This is a genomic window from Streptomyces sp. CHD11 (assembly GCF_018638295.1).
Lineage (GTDB): Bacteria > Actinomycetota > Actinomycetes > Streptomycetales > Streptomycetaceae > Streptomyces.
In genome coordinates, this window is the sequence record NZ_JABTTS010000006.1 from 207,593 (window position 1) to 228,980 (window position 21,388).

The following is a 21,388-nucleotide window of genomic DNA, read 5'->3' on the forward strand; positions in this document are numbered from 1 at the left end:
GCAACGTAGCGTCAGCGAGGCATCACTGCAGGTGAGTTGAGGCCAAATAAACACGCAGTAACGAAGATTTCGTGTCCGGGGATTTGAACTGATCACAAGAGAATCACTAGGGTCTCCTCGAACCCTCGCTCGCGCGATCACTCTCAAGAAGGAGCTCGTCTCCGTGGCGTCCCACCGTCGTCCCAAGCAGCCGAGCCGCGCACGTGTGACCGTGCTGACCACCGCTGCCGCAGCTGCTGTCGTCATGAGCTCCCAGGCGGCCAACGCCGCTCCCAGCGAGAAGCCGAGCAAGGACGAGGTCAAGGCCAAGGTCGACAAGCTCTACGAGCAGGCCGAGCAGGCCACCGAGAAGTACAACGGCGCCAAGGAGAAGCAGGAGAAGCTCCAGAAGGAGATCTCCACGATCCAGGACAACGTCGCCAAGGGCCAGCAGGAGCTCAACGAGATGCGCGACGGCCTCGGTTCGATGGCCAGCGCCCAGTACCGCAGTGGCGGCATAGACCCCTCCCTGCAGCTCTTCCTCTCCGCCGACCCGGACGACTACCTCGACAAGGCGTCCACCCTCGACCAGTTGAGCACCCAGCAGGTCGATGCGCTGAAGAAGATCCAGGAGAAGCAGCGCGAACTCGCCCAGCAGCGGTCCGAGGCGTCCGAGAAGCTCCAGGACCTCTCCGCCACCCGCACCGAACTGGGCAAGAAGAAGAAGGAAGTCCAGGGCAAGCTCTCCTCCGCGCAGAAGTTGCTCAACACCCTCACCGCCGAGCAGAAGGCGCAGCTCAACGAGGAGCAGAACCGCGCCACCCGCACCAGCGAGCGCGACGCCCTCTCCGTCAACGTCCCGGCCGGCTCCGGCCGCGCCGCCGCGGCCTTCGCCGCGGCCCAGAGCATGCTCGGCACCCCGTACGTCTACGGCGCCACCGGCCCGTCCTCCTTCGACTGCTCCGGCCTCACCTCCTGGGCGTACGCGCAGGCCGGCGTCGGCATCCCGCGCACCTCCGAGGCGCAGACCGGAGCGGGCACCAGGATCTACTCGGTCTCCGACCTCAAGGTCGGAGACCTGGTCTTCTTCTTCAACGACCTGCACCACGTGGGCCTCTGGGCGGGCAACGGCCAGATCATCCACGCCCCCCGCCCCGGCACCGTCGTGCGCTACGAGTCGATGGACACCATCGGCGGCCCGTTCATGTTCGGCGTCCGCGTCTGACACCTGAGCGCTTCTCCACCGGTCCGGTGCGCCCGTTAGAGGGAATCGCACCGGCACCGGCCGACCCCACGCCCCGCCTTCGACGCAGGTCACAGGCGGGGCGTCACCGTGTGTGCGTCCCCGGGCCGTTGGTCCGCCCGCCACCGCCGACGCTACTGTCTGCCGCGTTTCCCTGTCCGTCAGCGGAAGGAGCACGGCTTCCCGTGGGGTCCCATCGCCGTACCGCACCGTCCTCCGGTCCCGACCGGAGCACCGTCGTCGCCCTCGGCCTGCTGTCAGCGGCGGCCACCGCCCTCGGCGCGGCACCGACGTCCTCGGCGACTCCGTACGACGACACCCGGGCCGACGTGGACCGCCTCTACCAGGAGGCGGAGAAGGCCACCGAGGCGTACAACGCGGCCGACGAGCGCGCCGACGGCCTGCGCCGGCAGATCGCCGCGATGCAGGACGGCATCGCCCGCAAGCAGAGCCGCGTCAACACCATGCGGGAGTCGCTGGGTTCACTCGCCGGCGCCCAGTACCGCTCCGGCGGCCTCGAACCGACCCTCGCCCTGCTGCTCTCCGACGACCCGGAGGACTACCTCGAGAAGGCCTCCGTCCTCGACCGGATCACCGTCCACCAGGCCGGTGAGCTGAGCAGACTCCGCGGCGTCCTGCGCTCCCTCGCCCAGGACCGCGCGGAGGCGACCGGCCGGCTCGGCGCGCTGGAGAAGAGCCGCAAGGCCGTCGCCGCCCACAAGCGGACCGTCGAGAAGAAACTCGCCGAGGCGCGCCGGCTGCTGGGCTCCCTCCCGGCCGGCGAACGCGCCGCCTGGGACCGTGCCACCCGCTCCGCCCGCACGGACATCCTCCCCGGCCCCGGCGCCATGCCCTCCTCGGCCCGCGCGGCCGCCGCCGTCGCCGCCGCCCGCTCCGCCCTCGGCAGGCCCTACGTCTGGGGCGCCAACGGTCCCGCCGGCTTCGACTGCTCCGGGCTCACCCAGTGGTCGTACGCCCAGGCCGGGGTCGCGCTGCCGCGCACCTCCCAGGCCCAGCGGTACGCCGGCCGCCAGGTCCCGCTCTCCGAGGCCCGCCCCGGCGACCTGGTCGTCTACCGCTCCGACGCCTCCCACGTCGGGATGTACATGGGCAACGGCCAGGTGATCCACGCGCCCTACCCCGGCGCACCGGTGCGCTACGACCCGGTCGGGATGATGCCGGTCTCCTCGGTCACCAGGGTCTGACCGGGACGGCCCGCCCCCCGTACCCTCGGAGAGGTGGCTGGTCGAAAGCGGGTGCCGGGGGCGTCGGTGACGGCGCTGTGTCTGCTGCTGGTCGCCCTGGTGTCGTGCGGCGGCGGGCCGGTCGCCGACGCCGCCCGCACCCAGGTGCAGTCGCTGCTCGACCGGCGCGCGGAGGCAGTCCTCGACCGCGACGCCGCCGCCTTCGCCGGCACCGGCACCCGGGCCGGGTTCGACAACCTGCGCGCGGTACCGCTCGCGGACTGGTCCTACCGCGTCACCGCCCTGGACCGCACCGGCGACTCCGCCACCGCCTCCGCCGACCTGAGCTACCGAGTCGAGGGTCACGACCGGTCCCCGGTCGTCACCGCCCGCTCCCTGAGTCTCAGCCGGGACCGGGACGGCGACTGGTCCGTCGACTCCGACCGTCCCGCGCGCACGTCCGGACAGCAGTTGTGGGACCAGGGTCCGGCACGGGCCGTCCGGGGCGAGCGGAGCCTGGTGCTGGGCGTCGGGCAGCCCGCCGGGAAGCTGCGCGACTACGCCGAACTGGCGGACCGCGCGGTACCGGCCGTGTCCGACGCCTGGGGCCCGCGGTGGACCCGCCGGGTCGTCGTCATCGTCCCGGGGTCCCTGGAGGGCATGGCGGGCCTGCTGGGCTCTCCCGCCGCCTCCTACCGGGGGATCGCGGCGGTCACCACCGGCGCCACCGGCACGGACGGGAGGGCCCCGGCGGACCGCGTCATCGTCAACCCCGACGCCTTCGGGCTGCTCGGCGCCCCGGGCCGGCAGATCGTCCTCACCCATGAGACCGCCCACGTCGCCACCCGCGCCCACACCTCCGCGTCGACCCCGCTGTGGCTGTCCGAGGGGTTCGCCGACTGGGTCGGCTACCGCGGCGGCGACCGCGCCCCCGCCGCAATTGCACCGGAACTCGCCCACGCGGTGGGCCGGGGGGAGGTGCCCGGCGCGCTGCCGGAGGACGAGGACTTCGGCTTCTCGGGCGACGCGGACGGCCTGGCACGGGCCTACGAGGGCGGCTGGCTGGCCTGCCGCATGATCGCCGACCACTGGGGCGAGGAACACCTCCGCGCCTTCTACCGCACGGTGGGCGCCCACCCCTCCCGCGACGGCGCGGTCGAACACGCCCTGACCAAGGTCCTCGACACCACCCCGGAGGCCTTCACCCTCCAGTGGCACGACTACCTGCAAACCACCCTCACCTGACTCCCCGCCCCCGCCCCCGCCCGGGACGGGTATCACCTGGTCCAGCGTCACAGGGACCGACTCCAGCCACGGGTCGTCGCGCAGTGCCTCGCCGTAGCGGGCGAGAGCCCCGGCCGTCGTCGTGCCCGGCGGTCGCACGGTGGTCGGTGCGGGCGGTGCGAACCGTTCTCCCAGGGCCGCCCTCGGCTGCCCCGCCCCCGGGTAGGCGGTCAGCTCCGCGTCCAGGGCCACGCCGACCGGCAGCGTGAGCTCCGGGGTGCGGCCCGCCGCGCCGTAGGAAAGGAGCAGCGCCGTACGCCCCGAGCAGGTGCCGTACAGCCAGATGCGGCGGGTCGTCAGCCGGCTGTCCGCCGTGTCGTACCGGGCGAGGACCAGCCAGCGGTCCCGGACCGGCGGGCCGTCCGCCGAGGCGGGCAGGCCGATGCGCGAGCGGACGGTCGCGGCAAGATCCTCCGTGAGCCGGTCACGGCGCAGCCAGGCGCGGGCCAGCAGATGGAGCAGCGCACACTCCTCCAGCAGTCGCACCGGACGGCCCGGCCCGGTGCCCGGGAGCGCCCCCAGCTCCCGCACCCGGGCGGCCAGCCCCTGTGCCTGGGCGTCGACCATGCGGGCCGCGGTCTCCTCCCACAGGCCGGGCCCCGCCTGATCGGCCGCGGCCAGACCGCCCCGGAGCAGATCCGCCAGACGCTGCTCCAGCTCCTCGGCGCCCGCGGTGACCCGCTCGGCCCGGCGCTCCGCCCTGCGCCGCGCCGCCTCGGGGGCGGCGGGACCCGGGCCGTCCGCGGACCCTTCTCCCCCGGCGCTTCCCCCGGCGCGGGTGCGCCCGCCGGTGATCCACTGCTCGGCCCAGTCCGGCATCTCCGCCACCGGCACCGCTTCCCCTCCTTCCGCCCGGAGCAGCAGCAGGCCGAGCGCGTGCGCGCACGGGACGCGCACGCTCGGACAACTGCAGGTGAACGCGGGCCCGGAGGCCGCCGCGACGTCGACGACCGTCCGGTACGGCGCGCCGAGGCCGCCCTCGCACAGCCCCCACACCCCGCCCTCGCCGAAGCCGCCGACCGCCGACCACGACCCGGCCGCGCCGAGTTCGCCTCCCGCCATGCGTGACTCCGCGTCAGGCGCCAGTGCCAGCACCCGGTCAGCGGTCCAGCGCACCCCCTGCTCAGTCATGACACCGAAACTAGATCCCGCCACTGACAATCGGCCCGGAGAGCGCACCGGTGCAGCTCAGAGCGATTGTCAGTGGCGTGGTGCACGGTGGGTGGCAGATCCGAACCGGCCGAGCTGGAGGGGGACTCAGCCATGGCTGTGCCTGTTGAACCGACACCCGTCGACCCGAACCGGAACGGCTCCGCGCCCGCGAACACACCCGCGAACACGTCCGCGAACACGCTCAGCCCGCCCGCCGACATGCCCTCGGAACCGCCCCTGACCTCAGCCCCCGTAGGGACGGCGCACACCGACGCGGACGCGCTGCGGCCGCACGCCGAGGACGCCTTCGCCGCCGAACTCGTCGCGCTGGCCGCGCAGGACGACCGGCCGCGCCCGGCCCGCTGGCGGCTGTCGCCGTGGGCCGTCGCCACCTATCTGCTCGGCGGCACCCTGCCGGACGGCACGGTGATCACGCCGAAGTACGTCGGCCCGCGCCGGATCGTCGAGGTCGCGGTCACCACTCTCGCCACCGACCGGGCGCTGCTGCTGCTCGGGGTGCCCGGCACGGCGAAGACCTGGGTCTCCGAGCATCTGGCCGCCGCGGTCAGCGGGGACTCCACCCTGCTGGTGCAGGGCACGGCCGGCACGCCGGAGGAGGCCATCCGCTACGGCTGGAACTACGCCCGGCTGCTCGCCCACGGGCCCGGCCGGGACGCGCTCGTGCCCAGTCCGGTGATGCGGGCCATGGCCGAGGGCATGACGGCCCGTGTCGAGGAACTGACCCGGATCCCGGCCGACGTCCAGGACGCGCTGATCACGATCCTGTCGGAGAAGACGCTGCCGATACCGGAGCTCGGCCAGGAGGTGCAGGCGGTCCGCGGCTTCAACGTGATCGCCACGGCCAACGACCGCGACCGCGGGGTCAACGAGCTGTCCAGCGCCCTGCGCCGCCGGTTCAACACCGTGGTGCTGCCGCTGCCGGAGACCCCCGAGGCGGAGGTCGACATCGTCTCCCGCCGGGTCGGTCAGATCGGCCGTTCCCTCGACCTGCCGGCCGTGCCCGACGGTATCGACGAGATCCGCCGCGTCGTCACCGTCTTCCGCGAGCTGCGCGACGGGATCACGGCCGACGGCCGCACCAGGCTCAAGTCGCCCAGCGGCACGCTGTCGACGGCCGAGGCGATCTCCGTCGTCACGGGCGGGCTGGCGCTGGCCGCCCACTTCGGCGACGGCGTGCTGCGGGCCGGGGACGTCGCCGCGGGCATCCTCGGCGCGGTGGTCCGCGACCCGGCGGCGGACCGCGTCGTCTGGCAGGAGTACCTGGAGACCGTCGTCCGGGAGCGCGACGGCTGGAAGGACTTCTACCGGGCCTGCCGGGAGGCCGGCGCGTGAGCGGAGGGAACGCGGACGCCGCACGGCCACTGCTGCTCGGGGTGCGGCATCACGGCCCGGGGTCGGCGCGGGCGGTGCGGGCGGTGCTGGAGGAGGTCCGGCCGGGCATCGTGCTGATCGAGGGGCCGCCGGAGGCGGACGCGCTGGTCCCGCTGGCCGCCGAGGAGGACATGCGGCCGCCCGTCGCCCTGCTCGCCCATGCCGTGGACGAGCCCGGCCGCTCGGCTTTCTGGCCACTGGCCGAGTTCTCCCCGGAGTGGGTCGCCCTGCGCTGGGCGCTGGAGCACGGAGTCCCGGTCCGCTTCATCGACCTGCCGGCGGCACACACGCTGACCCGGGAGTGGGACGAGGAGCGCGAGGGGGAGGGTGGCGTGCCCTGGCCGGCAGCCGACGTGCGGGTCGACCCCCTCGGCGTGCTGGCGGCGACGGCCGGGTACGACGACGCCGAGCGGTGGTGGGAGGACGTCGTCGAGCACCGGGGCGTGGGGAAGGGGGACCCCCTCGCGCCGTTCACCGCGCTGGAGGAGGCCATGACCGCGCTGCGGGAGGAGTACGGCAGCGGGGGACACCACCGCGATCTCGTGCGCGAGGCCCATATGCGGCTGCGGATCCGCGCGGCGCGGCGGGAGACCGAGGACGGTGTGGCCGTGGTGTGCGGAGCCTGGCATGTGCCGGCCCTGCGGCAGGGGACCACGGTCGCCGCCGACCGGGCCCTGCTGAAAGGGCTGCCCAGGGTGAAGGCGGACATGACCTGGGTGCCGTGGACCCACCGCAGACTCTCCCGGGCGAGCGGCTACGGGGCGGGCATCGGCTCACCCGGCTGGTACGGGCACCTCTTCTCCGTCCCGGACCGGCCGGTGGAGCGGTGGCTGACCAAGGTGGCCGGGCTGCTGCGGGCGGAGGACCGTACCGTCTCGGCCGCGCATGTGATCGAGGCCGTGCGGCTGGCGGAGACCCTCGCCGCGATGCGCGGACGTCCGCTGGCTGGGCTGAGCGAGACGGCCGACGCGGTACGGGCGGTGATGTGTGAGGGCTCCGACGTGCCGTTGGCCCTGATCCACGACCGGCTGGTGGTCGGGGATGTCCTGGGGGAGGTGCCGGCCGCGGCGCCCGCCGTGCCGCTGCAGCGGGACCTCACGCGGATCCAGCGCCGCCTGCGGCTGAAACCGCAGGCGGCCGAGCGGGAACTGGAGCTCGACCTGCGCAAGGAGACCGACGCGGAGCGCGGCAGACTGCTGCACCGGCTGCGGCTGCTCGGCATCGGCTGGGGAGAGCCGGCCGTCTCGCGCGGCAGCACCGGGACCTTCCGCGAGACCTGGCGGTTGCGCTGGGAACCGGAGCTGTCCGTGCGGGTCGCTGAGGCGGGGGTGTGGGGGACGACCGTCCACGCTGCCGCGACCGCCAAGGCACGGACGGACGCCGTCGCCGCGCGGAACCTCGGCACGGTCACCGGGCTCGCCGAGCACTGCCTGCTGGCCGGGCTGTCCGAGGCGCTGCCCACGGTGATGCGGGTCCTCGCCGACCGCGCCGCCCTCGACACCGACGTCGGCCATCTCGCCCAGGCGCTGCCCGCCCTGGTCCGCTCGCTGCGCTACGGCGATGTGCGTGGCACGGACACCGTCGCGCTGGCCGAGGTCGCCGCCGGACTCGCCGAGCGGGTCTTCGTCGGGCTGCCCCCGGCCTGCGCCGCACTGGACGCGGACGCCGCGGAGGAGATGCGGGGCCATGTCGACGCGGTGCACGGAGCGGTCGGCCTGCTCGGCGACTCCCCTGCCCCGGGGGACGGGAGACTGCGCGTCCGCTGGCACTCGGTGCTGCGGACGCTCTGCGCCCGGGACGCCGTGCCGGGTGTCATACGGGGCCGGTCGGTGCGGCTGTTGCTGGACGCCGGGGAGCTGGCGGGGGAGGAGGCGGCGCGGCTGATGGGACTCGTGCTGTCGCCGGGCACACCGCCGGCGGACGCGGCCGCGTGGATCGAGGGGTTCGTCGGCCAGGGGTCCGGCGGCGGGTTGCTCCTGGTCCACGACGAACGGCTGTTCGGCCTGGTCGACGCCTGGCTGACGGGCGTGCAGGCGGAGGTGTTCGGGGACGTACTGCCACTGCTGCGGCGTACGTTCTCGGCGTACGAGCCGGGGGTGCGGCGCACCCTCGGCGAACTGGTCAGGCGCGGACCGCGCGCCCGGTGGAGCGTGACGGACGCCGGGGGACCCGGCACCGCGGGCTTCGCGACCGGGATCGACACGGCACGAGCCGACGCCGTACTGCCCGTCCTGCGACTGCTGCTGGGCCCGGACACGGACGGCGACGCGGCGAGTACCGGGCCGCCCGGAGCGGCCGGGGCGGCGCGATGACGGACGCACACCGGGAGGAGGAGACGGACATGCGGAACGCGACGACGGATCCGGCGCGGGAGCGGCTGCGCAGATGGCGGCTCGTGCTCGGCGGCGACCCGGCCGACGGCACCGGCTGCGAGCTCTCCGGGCGGGACGCCGCGATGGACGGGACACTCACCGCCCTCTACGGCAAGGACGACCGGCCGCGGACGGGCAGGGACCGTTCGGCGGGGCTCGGGGCCTCGGCGCCGTCGGTGGCCCGCTGGCTCGGGGACATCCGCGCCTACTTCCCCTCCTCCGTCGTCCAGGTCATGCAGCGCGACGCCATCGACCGGCTCGACCTCGCCGCGCTCCTGCTGGAACCGGAGATGCTGGAGGCGGTCGAGCCCGACGTCCACCTCGTAAGCACCCTGCTGTCGCTCGACAAGGCCATGCCGGAGACCACGAGGGAGACGGCACGGGCCGTCGTGCGCAAGGTCGTCCAGGACCTGGAGGAGCGGCTCGCCGCCCGCACCCGGGCCACCCTCACCGGCGCCCTCGACCGCAGCGCCCGCGTCAGCCGGCCACGCCACCGCGACATCGACTGGAACCGCACGATCGCGGCCAACCTCAAGCACTACCTCCCGGAGCACCGGACGATCGTGCCCGAACGGCTCGTCGGCTACGGGCACGCCGCGCGGTCGGTGGAGAAGGAGGTCGTCCTCTGCATCGACCAGTCCGGGTCGATGGCCGCGTCCGTCGTGTACGCGTCGGTGTTCGGGGCGGTGCTCGCGTCCATGCGGTCGGTCGGCACACGGCTGGTCGTCTTCGACACGGAGGTCGCCGACCTCACCGACCAGCTGGACGACCCCGTCGACGTGCTCTTCGGTACCCGGCTCGGCGGCGGTACGGACATCAACCGGGCGCTCGCGTACTGCCAGTCGCGGATCACCCGCCCGGCGGAGACGGTGGTCGTGCTGATCAGCGACCTCTACGAAGGGGGCATCCGCGACGAGATGCTCAAGCGGGTGGCGGCGATGAAGGCGTCGGGGGTGCAGTTCGTGGCGCTGCTCGCGCTGTCCGACGAAGGGACGCCCGCCTACGACAGGGAGCACGCCGCCGCCCTCGCCGCGCTGGGCACGCCGGCGTTCGCCTGCACACCCGATCTGTTCCCCGAGGTGATGGCGGCGGCGATCGGGAAACGGCCGCTGCCGATACCGGACGAGGGCTGACGGACGGGACGCGAGGCGCGCCCCGACGGCCCCTCCCTCGGCCTCCCGCCCCTCACCGCGGAGGGGTGCGGGGCGAGACCTGAGCTGCCACTTCCGTGCGGACAATCTCCCCGCCCGGGCGGAAACCGGGGCGGGCCGGCCCTCCGGAGGCCCGGTTGGCCGTACCCGCGTTCCACCCACTCCTGACTCCCGGGTAACAAAGACTCCGCGGAGGCGTCAGGACCCGGACAGCCGAAAGCCGTCGGCTCGTCCGGCCGCCTCCTCGCGGAAGGCGACCGGCCCCCCATTGGGGTGAGGGTCCGGTCACCTCACCACCCCGGAAGAGGGCGTCCGTCGCCCCTGCCGGGGCGCCGCAAAGGGCCTCACCGGGTCAACCCCAGCCCGGTGAGGCCCCTCACCTCCGGCACGCCGTGCCGGGGATGTCGGCACCATGTGACAGGTATCACCGCTCACGTGTGACCCGCGATTTAGAGAGGTCACCCCTGCGGCGATAACCTGCGAGACGGACATGCCGCGCGCTCGGACACCGTGTGCGCCTCCTTTGTGACACAGCGGACGTCACGTTGCCCTTCGCGGCACGCCCACGCACCCAACGACCGCGAGATCACTGATAGGGACGGAAGCGCGTGGACCTGTTCGAGTATCAGGCGAGGGACCTCTTCGCCAAGCACGATGTACCGGTGCTGGCCGGTGAAGTCATCGACACGCCTGAGGCGGCTCGCGCAGCCACTGAGCGTCTCGGTGGCAAGTCCGTCGTCAAGGCCCAGGTGAAGGTCGGCGGTCGTGGCAAGGCCGGCGGCGTCAAGCTCGCCGCGACCGCGGACGAGGCCGTCGCCCGCGCGACGGACATCCTCGGCATGGACATCAAGGGCCACACGGTCCACAAGGTGATGATCGCCGAGACGGCCCCGGAGATCCTGGAGGAGTACTACGTCTCCTTCCTCCTCGACCGTGCCAACCGCACCTTCCTCTCCATCGCCTCCGTCGAGGGCGGCATGGACATCGAGGAGGTGGCGGCCAACCGTCCGGAGGCCGTCGCCAAGACCCCGATCGACGCCAACGAGGGTGTGACCCCCGCCAAGGCCCGTGAGATCGTCGAGGCCGCGCACTTCCCGGCCGAGGTCGCCGACAAGGTCGCCGACGTCCTGGTCACCCTGTGGAAGACCTTCGTCGCCGAGGACGCGCTCCTCGTCGAGGTCAACCCGCTGGCCAAGGTCGCGTCCGGCGACGTCCTCGCCCTGGACGGCAAGGTCTCCCTGGACGAGAACGCCGAGTTCCGCCAGCCGGAGCACGAGGCCCTCCAGGACAAGGCCGCGGCCAACCCGCTCGAGGCCGCTGCCAAGGAGAAGAACCTCAACTACGTCAAGCTCGACGGTGAGGTCGGCATCATCGGCAACGGCGCGGGTCTCGTCATGAGCACCCTGGACGTCGTCGCCTACGCCGGTGAGGCGCACGGCGGCGTCAAGCCCGCCAACTTCCTCGACATCGGTGGCGGCGCCTCCGCCGCCGTCATGGCGAACGGCCTGGAGATCATCCTCGGCGACCCGGACGTCAAGTCCGTCTTCGTCAACGTCTTCGGCGGCATCACCGCCTGCGACGAGGTCGCCAACGGCATCGTGCAGGCGCTCCAGCTGCTCGCGGACAAGGGCGAGGAAGTCACCAAGCCCCTCGTCGTCCGCCTCGACGGCAACAACGCCGAGCTGGGTCGCAAGATCCTCTCCGACGCCAACCACCCGCTGGTGCAGCGCGTGGACACCATGGACGGCGCGGCCGACAAGGCCGCCGAGCTCGCGGCCGCGAAGTAAGGGACGAGGGACAGAACAGCCATGGCTATCTTCCTCAACAAGGAATCCAAGGTCATCGTCCAGGGCATGACCGGTGCCACGGGCATGAAGCACACCAAGCTCATGCTGGCCGACGGCACGAACATCGTCGGCGGCGTGAACCCCCGCAAGGCGGGCACGTCGGTCGACATCGACGGCAACGACATCCCGGTCTTCGGCACGGTCGCCGAGGCGATGGAGAAGACGGGCGCCAACGTGTCCGTGCTCTTCGTCCCGCCGGCCTTCGCCAAGTCCGCCGTCGTCGAGGCCATCGACGCGGCGATCCCGCTCGCGGTCGTCATCACCGAGGGCATCGCGGTGCACGACTCCGCGGCGTTCTACGCGTACGCGGTGGAGAAGGGCAACAAGACCCGGATCATCGGCCCGAACTGCCCGGGTCTGATCACCCCCGGCCAGTCGAACGCCGGCATCATCCCGGGCGACATCACCAAGCCGGGCCGTATCGGCCTGGTGTCGAAGTCCGGCACGCTGACGTACCAGATGATGTACGAGCTGCGTGACATCGGCTTCTCCTCGGCCGTGGGCATCGGCGGCGACCCGGTCATCGGCACCACGCACATCGACGCGCTCGCCGCGTTCGAGGCCGACCCCGACACCGACCTGATCGTGATGATCGGTGAGATCGGCGGCGACGCCGAGGAGCGGGCCGCGGCCTACATCGCGGAGAACGTGAAGAAGCCGGTCGTCGGCTACGTCGCGGGCTTCACCGCGCCCGAGGGCAAGACCATGGGCCACGCCGGCGCCATCGTCTCCGGCTCCTCCGGCACGGCCGCCGCGAAGAAGGAGGCCCTCGAGGCCGCCGGCGTCAAGGTCGGCAAGACGCCGACCGAGACGGCCAAGCTGGCGCGCGCGATCCTCGCCGGCTGAGTCCCCGGCGCGACGCACCGTACGGGTGGGCCCGTTCCCCGCACCCGGGGGCGGGCCCACCGTCGTTTCCCCGTCCGCGACGGACCCGCCGCGGCCCCCAGCTCCTGGGTCCCGCCGTCGTCGCCCTCGCGCGCAGGCGCTCCCGGGTGATCGCGCGGGCCGGGAGCGGCTCACCCCGCCCGTGGTGTCAGCCGCTGCGGTCCTCGCGGCAGCTCCTCACGCAGCCGGTCCCGCAGCTCACGCTGCTCGTCCGACAGTGAGCCGGGCGCCACGCGTGGCGGAACGCCCTGGACCTTCTCGCCCGGCGGCACCGGCGGCCGGTAGCCGGTGGGCGCCGTGTACAGGGTGAGGGTGGTGGCGCCGATCAGAACGGCCGTGAAGGTGATGGCGGCGTGGGTCCACAGGCGTGCCCGGCGTTCGCTGCCGCCGCGTACCTCCGGCGGCTCGGCCGCTCGCAGCCGCCCGGTGGAGGCCAGCTCGGCCAGCCGGTGGTGCAGCTCCCGCGGATCCGACAGGCCGGGCAGCCGGGCGGCGACGGTCTCCCGGGCGTGTGTCAGCCGACCGGCCGCCGCCCGGGTGCTGGCCTCCGTCTCCGCCGCCGTCTCCGGCAGGCCGAGGCCGATCCCGTCGTACAGCAACAGCGTGCGGCGGTAGGGCGGTGGCAGGCGCAGCAGTACCTCCATGAGCGCACGGGCGTCGTCATCGGGCGGCGGCGGTTCCGGCTGCCGGTGGCGGCGCCGGAAGCGGTGCCAGGGGGAGAGCGCCCACTCGTGCGCCGCGGCGCGTACCCAGCCGGCCGGGTCCGGGTCCCGGGCCACCTCGGGCCAGCGGTCCCAGGCCTGGTGGAAGGCGCGCTCCACCGCCTCGCGGGCGAGGTCGCGACGGCCGCTGAGCAGATACGTCTGCCGGACGAGGGCGGGGGCGCAGTAGGAGTACAGGGCATCGAAGGCCTGAGCGGGTGTCAGGCCTTCGCGGTCCGGCTCCTCCTCGGCGATCCGCGCGGGCGGGGGCGCCTGCGCGAACGCGCCGGGATCCGGCTCCACCGCCGCGGAGTCGTGGCCGCCACCGCCCGGCCCGTCCAGACACACCGTCACCACCGCGGTGGCCTCCTTCTGCTGACGACTGCTACGACTGCGACGACTGCGACTCGGGACAGAAACCTCAGCGTTCCCGGCACCGGCACCGGCACCGGCACCCGTACCCGTACCCGTACCCGTACCGGTCTCCGCCCCGGCCGGGTCGTCGGCCGGGGCTTCCGCCGGCGCGGCCAGGCCGGCCAGCAGCTTCGCGTACGCCTCCCGGTTCCGCCCGCGCGGTGTGCTGCGGCCGGACTCCCACGAACGCACGGTCTCCGGCCGTACGCCCATGCGTGCGGCGAGCTGAGCCCGCGTCAGGGCGCCCGCCTCGCGCAGGCGTCGGCGTTCCCCTGGGGGAGGGAGCGGGGTGGCGGGGCTCCGCGTCACCGGGCACCCCTCCGTATGAAAAAGTACATAAACATATATTGAGCGACACAGCCGGGCTTTGCCCGTTACGCCGGGAAAGCGCGTGTCGTTGGGAGCATGGCGGGTGTGATCCAGATGACCGCCCGCCCCACGACACCGGCCACCTTGCTCTCCCGGCTGCGTGACCGCACACCCGGGCTCGCCGCCGGCCTGCTCGGCGGAGCCCTCGCGGCCGTGCTCGGGCTCGCCGCGTTCACCGTGCTCGTGATGCTGTTGTGGGTCAGCTCCCCCTACCCGGACAGCGGTCCCGGCGGTGCCCTGCACATCGCCGCGGCGCTCTGGCTGCTCGCGCACGGCGCGGACCTGGTCCGCGCCGACACCCTCTCCGGCGTGCCCGCCCCCCTCGGCCTGTCCCCGTTGCTGCTGCTAGCGCTGCCGGTGTGGCTGCTGCACCGCGCGGCCCGTGACGCCGCGGACGGGGACGCGGGCGACGAGGCCCCGCTGGTCCCCGGCCGTACGGCGCTGTCGGGTGTCGTCCTCGGCTACCTCGCCGTCGCCGCGCCCACCGCGCTCTACGCCGCCGGCGGCGCACTGCGGCCCGCCTGGGTGTGGACCGGGGTGTGCGTGTCCCTGGTCGCCGTGCTGGCCGCCGGGGCGGGGGTGTGGTCCGCGTACGGCCGGCCGAGCGGACCCCTGGAGCGGTTGCTGGGCCGGGTGCTGCCGAGGCGGGTACGCCATCTGGTCCTCGGGCCCGACGGCCGCCCCGGCGTCGCGGCGCGCGCGGCGGTGGCCGGGGCGACGGTGCTCGCCGGCGGCGGGGCGCTGCTCCTCGCGGTGTCACTGGCCTGGCACGCGGGGGAGACCCGGACGGCGTTCCTGCGGCTGACCGAGGGCTGGTCGGGATGGCTGGCGGTGCTGCTGCTCTGCGCAGCGCTGGCGCCGAACGCCGCCGTATGGGCCGCGGCCTACGCCCTCGGGCCCGGCTTCCTCCTCGGCGACGGCATCCTGGTCACCCCGCTCGCCGCCGCCTCCGCGCCGCTGCTGCCGCCGTTCCCGTTGCTCGCGGCGGTCCCCGGCGCGGGGGCGGGGACGCCGGTGAACTGGGCGGCGGGGGTGGTGCCGCTGACGGCCGGGGTCGTGACGGGATGGTTCGTGGGCCGGGGCGCCACGATCAGCGGACGGGCGCCGGCCCCCGTATGGAGGCCGGGCCGGACGGCCGGCGCGGCGGCCCTGGCGGCCGTGCTCTGCGCCGCCCTGATGGCCGTCCTCGCCGCGCTCGCGGGCGGCCCGCTGGGCGTGGCGGCGCTCTCCCGGTTCGGCCCGGTGTGGTGGCAGGTGGGCGCCGCGGCACTGGTGTGGATCGGCGTGACGGCGATCGCGTCATCGCTGGCGGTACGGGCCTGGCGCGCCCGCCCGCTCGCCCGCACCCCGGTGGGACTCGTCCCGGGGCCAGGCGTCCCGGACGGCGGCGGGCTCCGGCCCTCCCGCTCCGGCACCGCGACCGGGAGGAAGACGACGCCCCGGACCGCGCCACGACAGCCGACGCCCCGCGACGAGCCGTTCCTGTTTCTCGACGGTGTCCGCGACGGCGAACCGGGCAGGGCACAGGCGGACCCCGCCCCGGACGAGCCCTTCCTGCTCCTCGACCACGACGTGCTCGGCATCACGCGTGACCACGTGCCCGACGCCGGACCGCCCGCTCAGCCCGGTCCTCCTGCCGCCCGGCCGGGGACGCCCTTCGCGGGCCGGGGCGACGCGGACCGGGCGCGTGCCGAAGACGCTGTCCCGTGGTGGGGACCGGAGGAAGGCGACGAGGGCTCCGGGCGCGGGTGACGGAGACGGGCCGGGCGCGGCTCGGGGGAGCCGGTGACCTGGCGGGCGTGCCGACGGGTCACCCCGCGCCGATCGGCCGCCCGACGGTTTCGGCGGCGGCCTCAGACACGGGCGGTCACTCGTCGCCCAGGAGGCCGCGGAGTTCCTCCGGGAGGAGGTCGGCGCAGCCCTGGCGGGCCTGCTGGGTGAGGGAGTCGTTTCTACAGGTGTAGTAGTCGCTGTAGACCAGCTGGGCCGTGAAGGACGCGGCGACCAGGGCCAGTGCCAGGGACGCCGTGACCAGGCCGCTCACCGCGGCCGTCGTCTGCGGGCGGCCCTTCTGCTCGGGCGCCGGGGAGTCCGGGTCCTGTCCGCGGGGCTTGGCGCGCAGGGCGCTGATGGACCAGTACATGGCGAGCGCGCCGAGCAGCAGCGCGACGTAGGGCCAGCTGAAGAGGGCGAAGAAGAAGGCCCACATGCCGCACAGCAGGGCATAACGCGCCCGGCGCTGGGACGGGTCCGTGGGGTCCCACCGGGGGCCCGGGGTCTGAGGACCGGGCCCCTGGCCGCCCTCGGGGCGCGGCCGGTCACCGAAGCCGCCGGAGGAGCGGCCCGGCTGACGGTCGCTCCAGTTCCCGCCCCAGGGAGAGCGGCCGCCGCCCTCCCCGCCCTCCCCGCCCGAGGGGTGCCTCGGCTGCCACGGCCGGTCCGGAGTCCCCTCCGGCGGCGGCGCGAACGGGTTGTCTTCCTGGGAGCCCTGGGAGCCCTGGGAGCCCTCGGAGTCGTGGGCGCCGCGTCCGTCGTCGCCGCTGCCCCCGCCCCTGGGGGCGCCGGGCGGTGAGGCGGGGCGCTCCCGCAGCAGCACGGCGCCACGCTCCCCTCCCTGGGCCGACTGCTGGGGGAACATGAGGAATCGCAGGCTGCGGTCCGGCATCAAGTGAGCGTCTTCCCCTTTATGAAGCACGGCGTGGTCCGGCGCGACCGCCTCGCACGACGTATACGACTACGACTGAGCTGTGAGCTGGCGCGTTCCCGCCGGCTCCGCGCGGCCGGGTCCGTCTTCCTGTGAACGTCCGGTGCGCGGTTCACGTTCCCGCTCCCACCCGGCGTCCCCAGTACCGGCTTACCCGGACCGGCTCGACCCAGACGCTACCTTCCGGCCACGCCCCCGTCCCGTGGGGGGCCGTCCGGTGTGCCGGTATCGTTGCTGACGGTCGGCCGCTTCGTAGGCTTCCCCGTATCCGGGGGCGCGAAGCATTCGTATGAATGTACAAAGCTCTGTGCCGCCGACCGTGCAGACGCTTCCCGAGAAAGGGCCCCACCGTGGCCGCCAAGCCCGTGGCCGAGCGCGCCAGGCGTCTCGTCGTGCTGGTCTCCGGATCCGGCACCAATCTCCAGGCGCTCCTCGACGAGATCGCCGCCACCGGCGCCGAGGCGTACGGCGCCGAGATCGTGGCCGTCGGCGCCGACCGTGAGGGCATCGAGGGGCTGGCCCGCGCCGAGCGTGCCGGGCTGCCGACCTTCGTGTGCAAGGTCAGGGACTACCCGACCCGACAGGCGTGGGACGCGGCGCTCGCCGAGGCCGTCGACGCCCACGGGCCCGACCTCGTGGTGTCCGCCGGGTTCATGAAGATCGTGGGCAAGGAGTTCCTCGCACGCTTCGGCGGGCGGTTCGTCAACACCCATCCCGCCCTGCTGCCCAGTTTCCCCGGAGCCCACGGCGTACGGGACGCGCTCGCGTACGGCGCGAGGGTCACCGGCTGCACCGTCCACTTCGTCGACGACGGCGTCGACACCGGGCCGATCATCGCGCAGGGCGTGGTGGAGGTCCGGGACGAGGACGACGAGAGCGCTCTGCACGAGCGCATCAAGGACGTCGAGCGAAGGCTGCTCGTCGAGGTCGTGGGGCGGCTCGCCCGCAACGGCTATCGCATTGAGGGACGAAAGGTAGTTATCCAGTGACCGCCGAGAGCAACAAGCGGGCCATCCGACGGGCGCTCGTCTCCGTCTACGACAAGACCGGCCTCGAGGACCTCGCGCGCGGACTGCACGAGGCCGGGGTGGAGCTCGTCTCCACCGGGTCCACCGCCGCGAAGATCGCCGCCGCGGGTGTCCCCGTCACCGGGGTCGAGGAACTCACCGGGTTCCCCGAGTGCCTGGACGGCCGCGTCAAGACCCTGCACCCGAAGGTCCACGCCGGCATCCTCGCCGACCTGCGCCTGGAGGACCACCGGCGTCAGCTGGCCGAGCTGGGCGTGGAGCCGTTCGACCTCGTCGTCGTCAACCTCTACCCGTTCCGGGAGACCGTCGCCTCGGGCGCGACGCCCGACGAGTGCGTGGAGCAGATCGACATCGGCGGACCTTCCATGGTGCGGGCCGCCGCCAAGAACCACCCGTCGGTCGCCGTCGTGACCAGCCCGGTGCGTTACGGCGACGTCCTCGCGGCCGTCCGTGACGGGGGCTTCGACCTCACCACCCGCAAGCGGCTCGCCGCGGAGGCCTTCCAGCACACGGCCGCGTACGACGTCGCCGTCGCGAACTGGTTCGCCTCCGAGTACGCCCCGGTGGACGCTGCGGCCGACAGCGGCTCCGCCGCGGGGCGGTTCCCCGACTTCCTCGGTGCCACCTGGGAACGCAAGAACACCCTCCGCTACGGCGAGAACCCGCACCAGCCCGCGGCCCTCTACGTCTCCGGCAGTGGCGGTCTCGCCGAGGCCGAGCAGCTGCACGGCAAGGAGATGTCGTACAACAACTACACGGACACGGACGCCGCCCTCCGTGCCGCGTACGACCACGACGCCCCGGCCGTCGCGATCATCAAGCACGCCAACCCGTGCGGTATCGCGGTCGGCGCGGACGTCGCCGAGGCGCACCGCAAGGCGCACGCCTGTGACCCGCTGTCGGCGTTCGGCGGTGTGATCGCCGTCAACCGGCCGGTGTCGAAGGAGATGGCGGAGCAGGTCGCGGAGATCTTCACCGAGGTCATCGTCGCGCCGGACTACGAGGAGGGCGCCCTCGACGCCCTCACCAGGAAGAAGAACATCCGCGTGCTGCGCGCCCCCGGGGCCCCGTCCGCACCCGTCGAGGTCAAGCCCATCGACGGCGGCGTCCTCCTCCAGGTCACCGACCGTCTCCAGGCCGAGGGCGACGACCCGGCGACCTGGACGCTGGCCACCGGCGAGGCGCTCGGCGAGTCCGAACTCGCCGCTCTGGCCTTCGCCTGGAAGGCCTGCCGCGCGGTGAAGTCCAACGCGATCCTGCTCGCCAAGGACGGCGCCTCCGTCGGCGTCGGCATGGGCCAGGTCAACCGCGTCGACTCCGCGAAGCTGGCGGTGGAGCGGGCGGGCGCCGAGCGGGCGGCCGGTTCCTACGCCGCCTCGGACGCGTTCTTCCCCTTCCCCGACGGACTGGAGATCCTCACCGCGGCCGGCGTCAGGGCCGTGGTCCAGCCCGGCGGTTCGGTCCGCGACGAGCTGGTCGTCGAGGCCGCGAAGAAGGCGGGCGTGACGATGTACTTCACGGGCACCCGGCACTTCTTCCACTGACGAACCGTTCCGCGCGGCCGCTCATGGGCGGCCGCGCGGAGGGCATCGCTGATGGCCACGGCCACAGAGCCGCCGGCTCCCGGGGGCGACCCGGTCGGCCACGTTGGACGGCGTCCCTCAGACGCCCAGCCTCACGCAGCCGTGCACCGAACCGCTGCCTCCCTTGTAGAGGGGCCATTTCATGGCCTTTCGGGTCACCGGTCCGTACACGCCGTCCACTCCCACGTCTGCGGCGTCCTGCACGGCCCGTACCGCCCGCCGGGTCTCGGGTCCGAAGATGCCGTCCCTCGAAATGTCCCGGTAACAGGTGTCGATGGCGATCTGAAGCGCGTACACGGCGTTCGACTGGGCTCCCTGTGACATCTGGCAGTTCCGTGAGCCCGTGCCGGTGTAGTAGGGCTGGTAGGTGAAGAGCGACCCGGATGCGCTCACCACCTTCTGAGCGTTGCACGTGGGGTACGCGGCGGCCTGCACCGCGCCCGGCGACGCCAGCACCGCACCCGCGCCCAACGAGAGAGCCCCCAGGCCGGAGGCCAGCTTCCTTTTCATGGTCCCTTCCCTTCTCTTGCCCGCGTCAGATGACTGCCGGACAGGTCCTGGCCCGCTGCGGCGGGCACCGGAGCTCCCGATGTCAAGGGAGGGTGGCGCAGTGGCCGGTGGCGCTCTGCCACTTCAGCTTGTCGCGGGTCTTCGGGCCGTACACGCCGTCGTCGTCGAGGCGCAGAGCGGCCTGCACGATCTCGAGCTGCCTTTCGGTGACCGGCCCGAACTCGCCGTCGACCTCCACGGCGGTCCGCTTGTGGCAGTGACGCAGGGACTTCTGGATCGCCTTCACGTGTGAGCCGACGGCGCCCCGCCCGGTGATGCAGTTGACGGTGTTGCCGTAGGCGGGGATGTTGGCCAGCTCGTGGCCGTTCCCTCCGTTGATGAAGCGGCCGAGTGTCTTGTTGCACCAACTGGTGGCGGCGCTCGCCTGGGTGGCGGTACCGGCTGCCCCGAGCCCGGCCAGCAGCATCGCACCGGCCGCGACACCCGCCTTGGCGCGCAGCACGCGGGTCTTCCCCATGAGCTTCCTCGTTTCTGGATCGTCGGTTCGCACGGGTCAGATACGGGCACAGCGCGTCGACGCGTTGCGGGTGAACTCCCACTTCAAGTGGTTGCGGCTGTCCTTGCCGTAGATGCCGTCGCCCGTGATGCCCTCGCGTCGCTGCGCGGCCGCGAGCGCGTTCCCGGTCTTGGTGCCGAAGATCCCGTCGACCTTGAGACTGTGGCCCGTGTCCTCGCTGTAGCACATGTTCAGGGAGCGCTGGAGCAGGCCGACCGACGAACTCTGTGCCCCGCCGCCCATCGTGCAGTCCTTGTCGCCCTTGTAGCCGGGCAGGTACGCCGTCCACGTGGCGCCGGAGAACGTCTTCGTCACCGTCGCGTAGCGGTCGTCGCAGTAGCCCGCGTACGCGGCGGCCGGCGAGGCCGTGGCGACGCCGATACCGAGGCCTGACAGCAGTGTCAGCCCCGCGACGGCACCCGCCGTCATCCGTGATCCGCGCATCCTCTTCATGCCGTCCCCCGATTCTCTTGCTCGACGTTGTGCCGGGGCCATGGTGGACACGGCCGGCGGCCGGGGGGTACCTGCAAAGTTGTAGGGACGGCGGGAGGCGGGATCCGTGCAGACTGCGTACGGGGCCGGCGGTTCGCCGGTGCCCCGCTCGAGAAAACGGGGGAGAACTCATGACACGGAACCGCACGAGGTTCGGGTACGGGGCGGGCTTGGCCGTCGCGGCGGTGAGCCTGACGATGCTCACCGCCGCACCCGCGACCGCCGCCTCCGACTCCTGGTACCGGGACTGTCGCGTGGACAGCAAGTACACCGCCGAACTCAGCGCTCACGTGGCCACCACCAAGAAGTCCGGCGGTAGCTGCGAGGGGCACGCCTACGTCCGCATCATGGTGGACGGGAAGTGGGGCACGTGGGGCAGCGGCAGCAAGGAGGCGACGAGGCGGAGCCCGGTGTACCGGATCGAGAAGTCGCAGCACAAGGACTGCAACTGCTCCACCGCCAACGTCATCACCCTGACTCGGTAAGGCCTGCTGGGCATGCGTACCGCGCGGGTGCCTCCGCGGGGGGAGGCACCCGCGGCG

17 protein-coding genes and 1 pseudogene are annotated in these 21,388 nt (G+C 73.3%); 12 read left to right on the plus strand and 6 right to left on the minus strand.

The window, feature by feature from the left end:
• The first annotated feature begins 163 nt into the window (after positions 1-163).
• The 3 genes from HTV45_RS08710 to HTV45_RS08720 all read left to right on the plus strand — a co-directional run bounded on the left by HTV45_RS08710 (position 164) and on the right by HTV45_RS08720 (position 3,651).
• The gene (locus HTV45_RS08710) at positions 164-1,204 is read left to right on the plus strand and encodes a C40 family peptidase (RefSeq protein ID WP_215205071.1); all 1,041 of its coding nucleotides are present in this window, start codon (positions 164-166) and stop codon (positions 1,202-1,204) included.
• Positions 1,205-1,407: 203 nt separating this feature from the next.
• Complete coding sequence (locus tag HTV45_RS08715; protein ID WP_215205072.1) at positions 1,408-2,427, plus strand: NlpC/P60 family protein; 1,020 nt, start codon at positions 1,408-1,410, stop codon at positions 2,425-2,427.
• A 33-nt stretch (positions 2,428-2,460) separates the two neighbouring features.
• Positions 2,461-3,651, plus strand: a complete 1,191-nt coding sequence (locus HTV45_RS08720; RefSeq protein WP_215205073.1) for a hypothetical protein — start codon at positions 2,461-2,463, stop codon at positions 3,649-3,651.
• 21 nt (positions 3,652-3,672) lie between these two features.
• Here the strand turns inward: HTV45_RS08720 and HTV45_RS34165 are convergent.
• A pseudogene (locus HTV45_RS34165) lies at positions 3,673-4,821 on the minus strand (SWIM zinc finger family protein); the annotation flags it as partial.
• Positions 4,822-4,953: 132 nt separating this feature from the next.
• On the opposite strand from HTV45_RS34165, the gene HTV45_RS08730 reads away from it, so the two are divergent.
• The 5 genes from HTV45_RS08730 to sucD all read left to right on the plus strand — a co-directional run bounded on the left by HTV45_RS08730 (position 4,954) and on the right by sucD (position 12,450).
• Entirely contained in the window at positions 4,954-6,195 is a 1,242-nt protein-coding gene (locus tag HTV45_RS08730; protein WP_215205075.1) for an AAA family ATPase, read from the plus strand.
• Positions 6,192-8,546, plus strand: a complete 2,355-nt coding sequence (locus HTV45_RS08735; RefSeq protein WP_215205076.1) for a DUF5682 family protein — start codon at positions 6,192-6,194, stop codon at positions 8,544-8,546. The genes HTV45_RS08730 and HTV45_RS08735 overlap by 4 nt, the downstream gene beginning before the upstream one ends.
• 29 nt (positions 8,547-8,575) lie before the next feature.
• Complete coding sequence (locus HTV45_RS08740; protein WP_251691787.1) at positions 8,576-9,739, plus strand: VWA domain-containing protein; 1,164 nt, start codon at positions 8,576-8,578, stop codon at positions 9,737-9,739.
• 626 nt (positions 9,740-10,365) lie between these two features.
• Complete coding sequence (gene sucC, locus HTV45_RS08745; protein ID WP_215205078.1) at positions 10,366-11,544, plus strand: ADP-forming succinate--CoA ligase subunit beta; 1,179 nt, start codon at positions 10,366-10,368, stop codon at positions 11,542-11,544.
• A gap of 21 nt (positions 11,545-11,565) precedes the next feature.
• Positions 11,566-12,450, plus strand: a complete 885-nt coding sequence (gene sucD / locus HTV45_RS08750) for a succinate--CoA ligase subunit alpha (protein WP_215205079.1) — start codon at positions 11,566-11,568, stop codon at positions 12,448-12,450.
• 170 nt (positions 12,451-12,620) lie between these two features.
• Here the strand turns inward: sucD and HTV45_RS08755 are convergent, their stop codons facing one another.
• The gene (locus HTV45_RS08755) at positions 12,621-13,913 is read right to left on the minus strand and encodes a helix-turn-helix domain-containing protein (protein ID WP_215205080.1); all 1,293 of its coding nucleotides are present in this window, start codon (positions 13,911-13,913) and stop codon (positions 12,621-12,623) included.
• Between the two features lie 96 nt (positions 13,914-14,009).
• On the opposite strand from HTV45_RS08755, the gene HTV45_RS08760 reads away from it, so the two are divergent.
• Entirely contained in the window at positions 14,010-15,725 is a 1,716-nt protein-coding gene (locus tag HTV45_RS08760) for a DUF6350 family protein (RefSeq protein ID WP_215205081.1), read from the plus strand.
• Positions 15,726-15,840: 115 nt separating this feature from the next.
• Here the strand turns inward: HTV45_RS08760 and HTV45_RS08765 are convergent, their stop codons facing one another.
• Entirely contained in the window at positions 15,841-16,638 is a 798-nt protein-coding gene (locus HTV45_RS08765) for a hypothetical protein (protein WP_215205082.1), read from the minus strand.
• 389 nt (positions 16,639-17,027) lie between these two features.
• Between HTV45_RS08765 and purN the strand changes: the two genes are divergently transcribed.
• On the plus strand, positions 17,028-17,666 hold the full coding sequence (gene purN / locus HTV45_RS08770) for a phosphoribosylglycinamide formyltransferase (RefSeq protein WP_215205083.1): 639 nt from the start codon (positions 17,028-17,030) through the stop codon (positions 17,664-17,666).
• Entirely contained in the window at positions 17,663-19,249 is a 1,587-nt protein-coding gene (gene purH, locus HTV45_RS08775; protein WP_215205084.1) for a bifunctional phosphoribosylaminoimidazolecarboxamide formyltransferase/IMP cyclohydrolase, read from the plus strand. Before purN ends, purH begins: the two co-directional genes overlap by 4 nt.
• 117 nt (positions 19,250-19,366) lie before the next feature.
• Here purH and HTV45_RS08780 read toward each other — a convergent pair whose 3' ends face one another.
• From HTV45_RS08780 to HTV45_RS08790, 3 genes are all read right to left on the minus strand, one after another.
• Entirely contained in the window at positions 19,367-19,798 is a 432-nt protein-coding gene (locus HTV45_RS08780) for a peptidoglycan-binding protein (RefSeq protein ID WP_215205085.1), read from the minus strand.
• A gap of 82 nt (positions 19,799-19,880) precedes the next feature.
• Complete coding sequence (locus tag HTV45_RS08785) at positions 19,881-20,315, minus strand: peptidoglycan-binding protein (protein WP_215205086.1); 435 nt, start codon at positions 20,313-20,315, stop codon at positions 19,881-19,883.
• A gap of 36 nt (positions 20,316-20,351) precedes the next feature.
• Positions 20,352-20,807, minus strand: coding sequence for a peptidoglycan-binding protein (locus tag HTV45_RS08790; RefSeq protein ID WP_215205087.1), 456 nt, complete (start codon positions 20,805-20,807; stop codon positions 20,352-20,354).
• A gap of 170 nt (positions 20,808-20,977) precedes the next feature.
• Here HTV45_RS08790 and HTV45_RS08795 point away from each other — a divergent pair, with 170 nt between their 5' ends.
• Positions 20,978-21,331, plus strand: a complete 354-nt coding sequence (locus HTV45_RS08795; protein ID WP_215205088.1) for a hypothetical protein — start codon at positions 20,978-20,980, stop codon at positions 21,329-21,331.
• Positions 21,332-21,388: the final 57 nt, after the last annotated feature.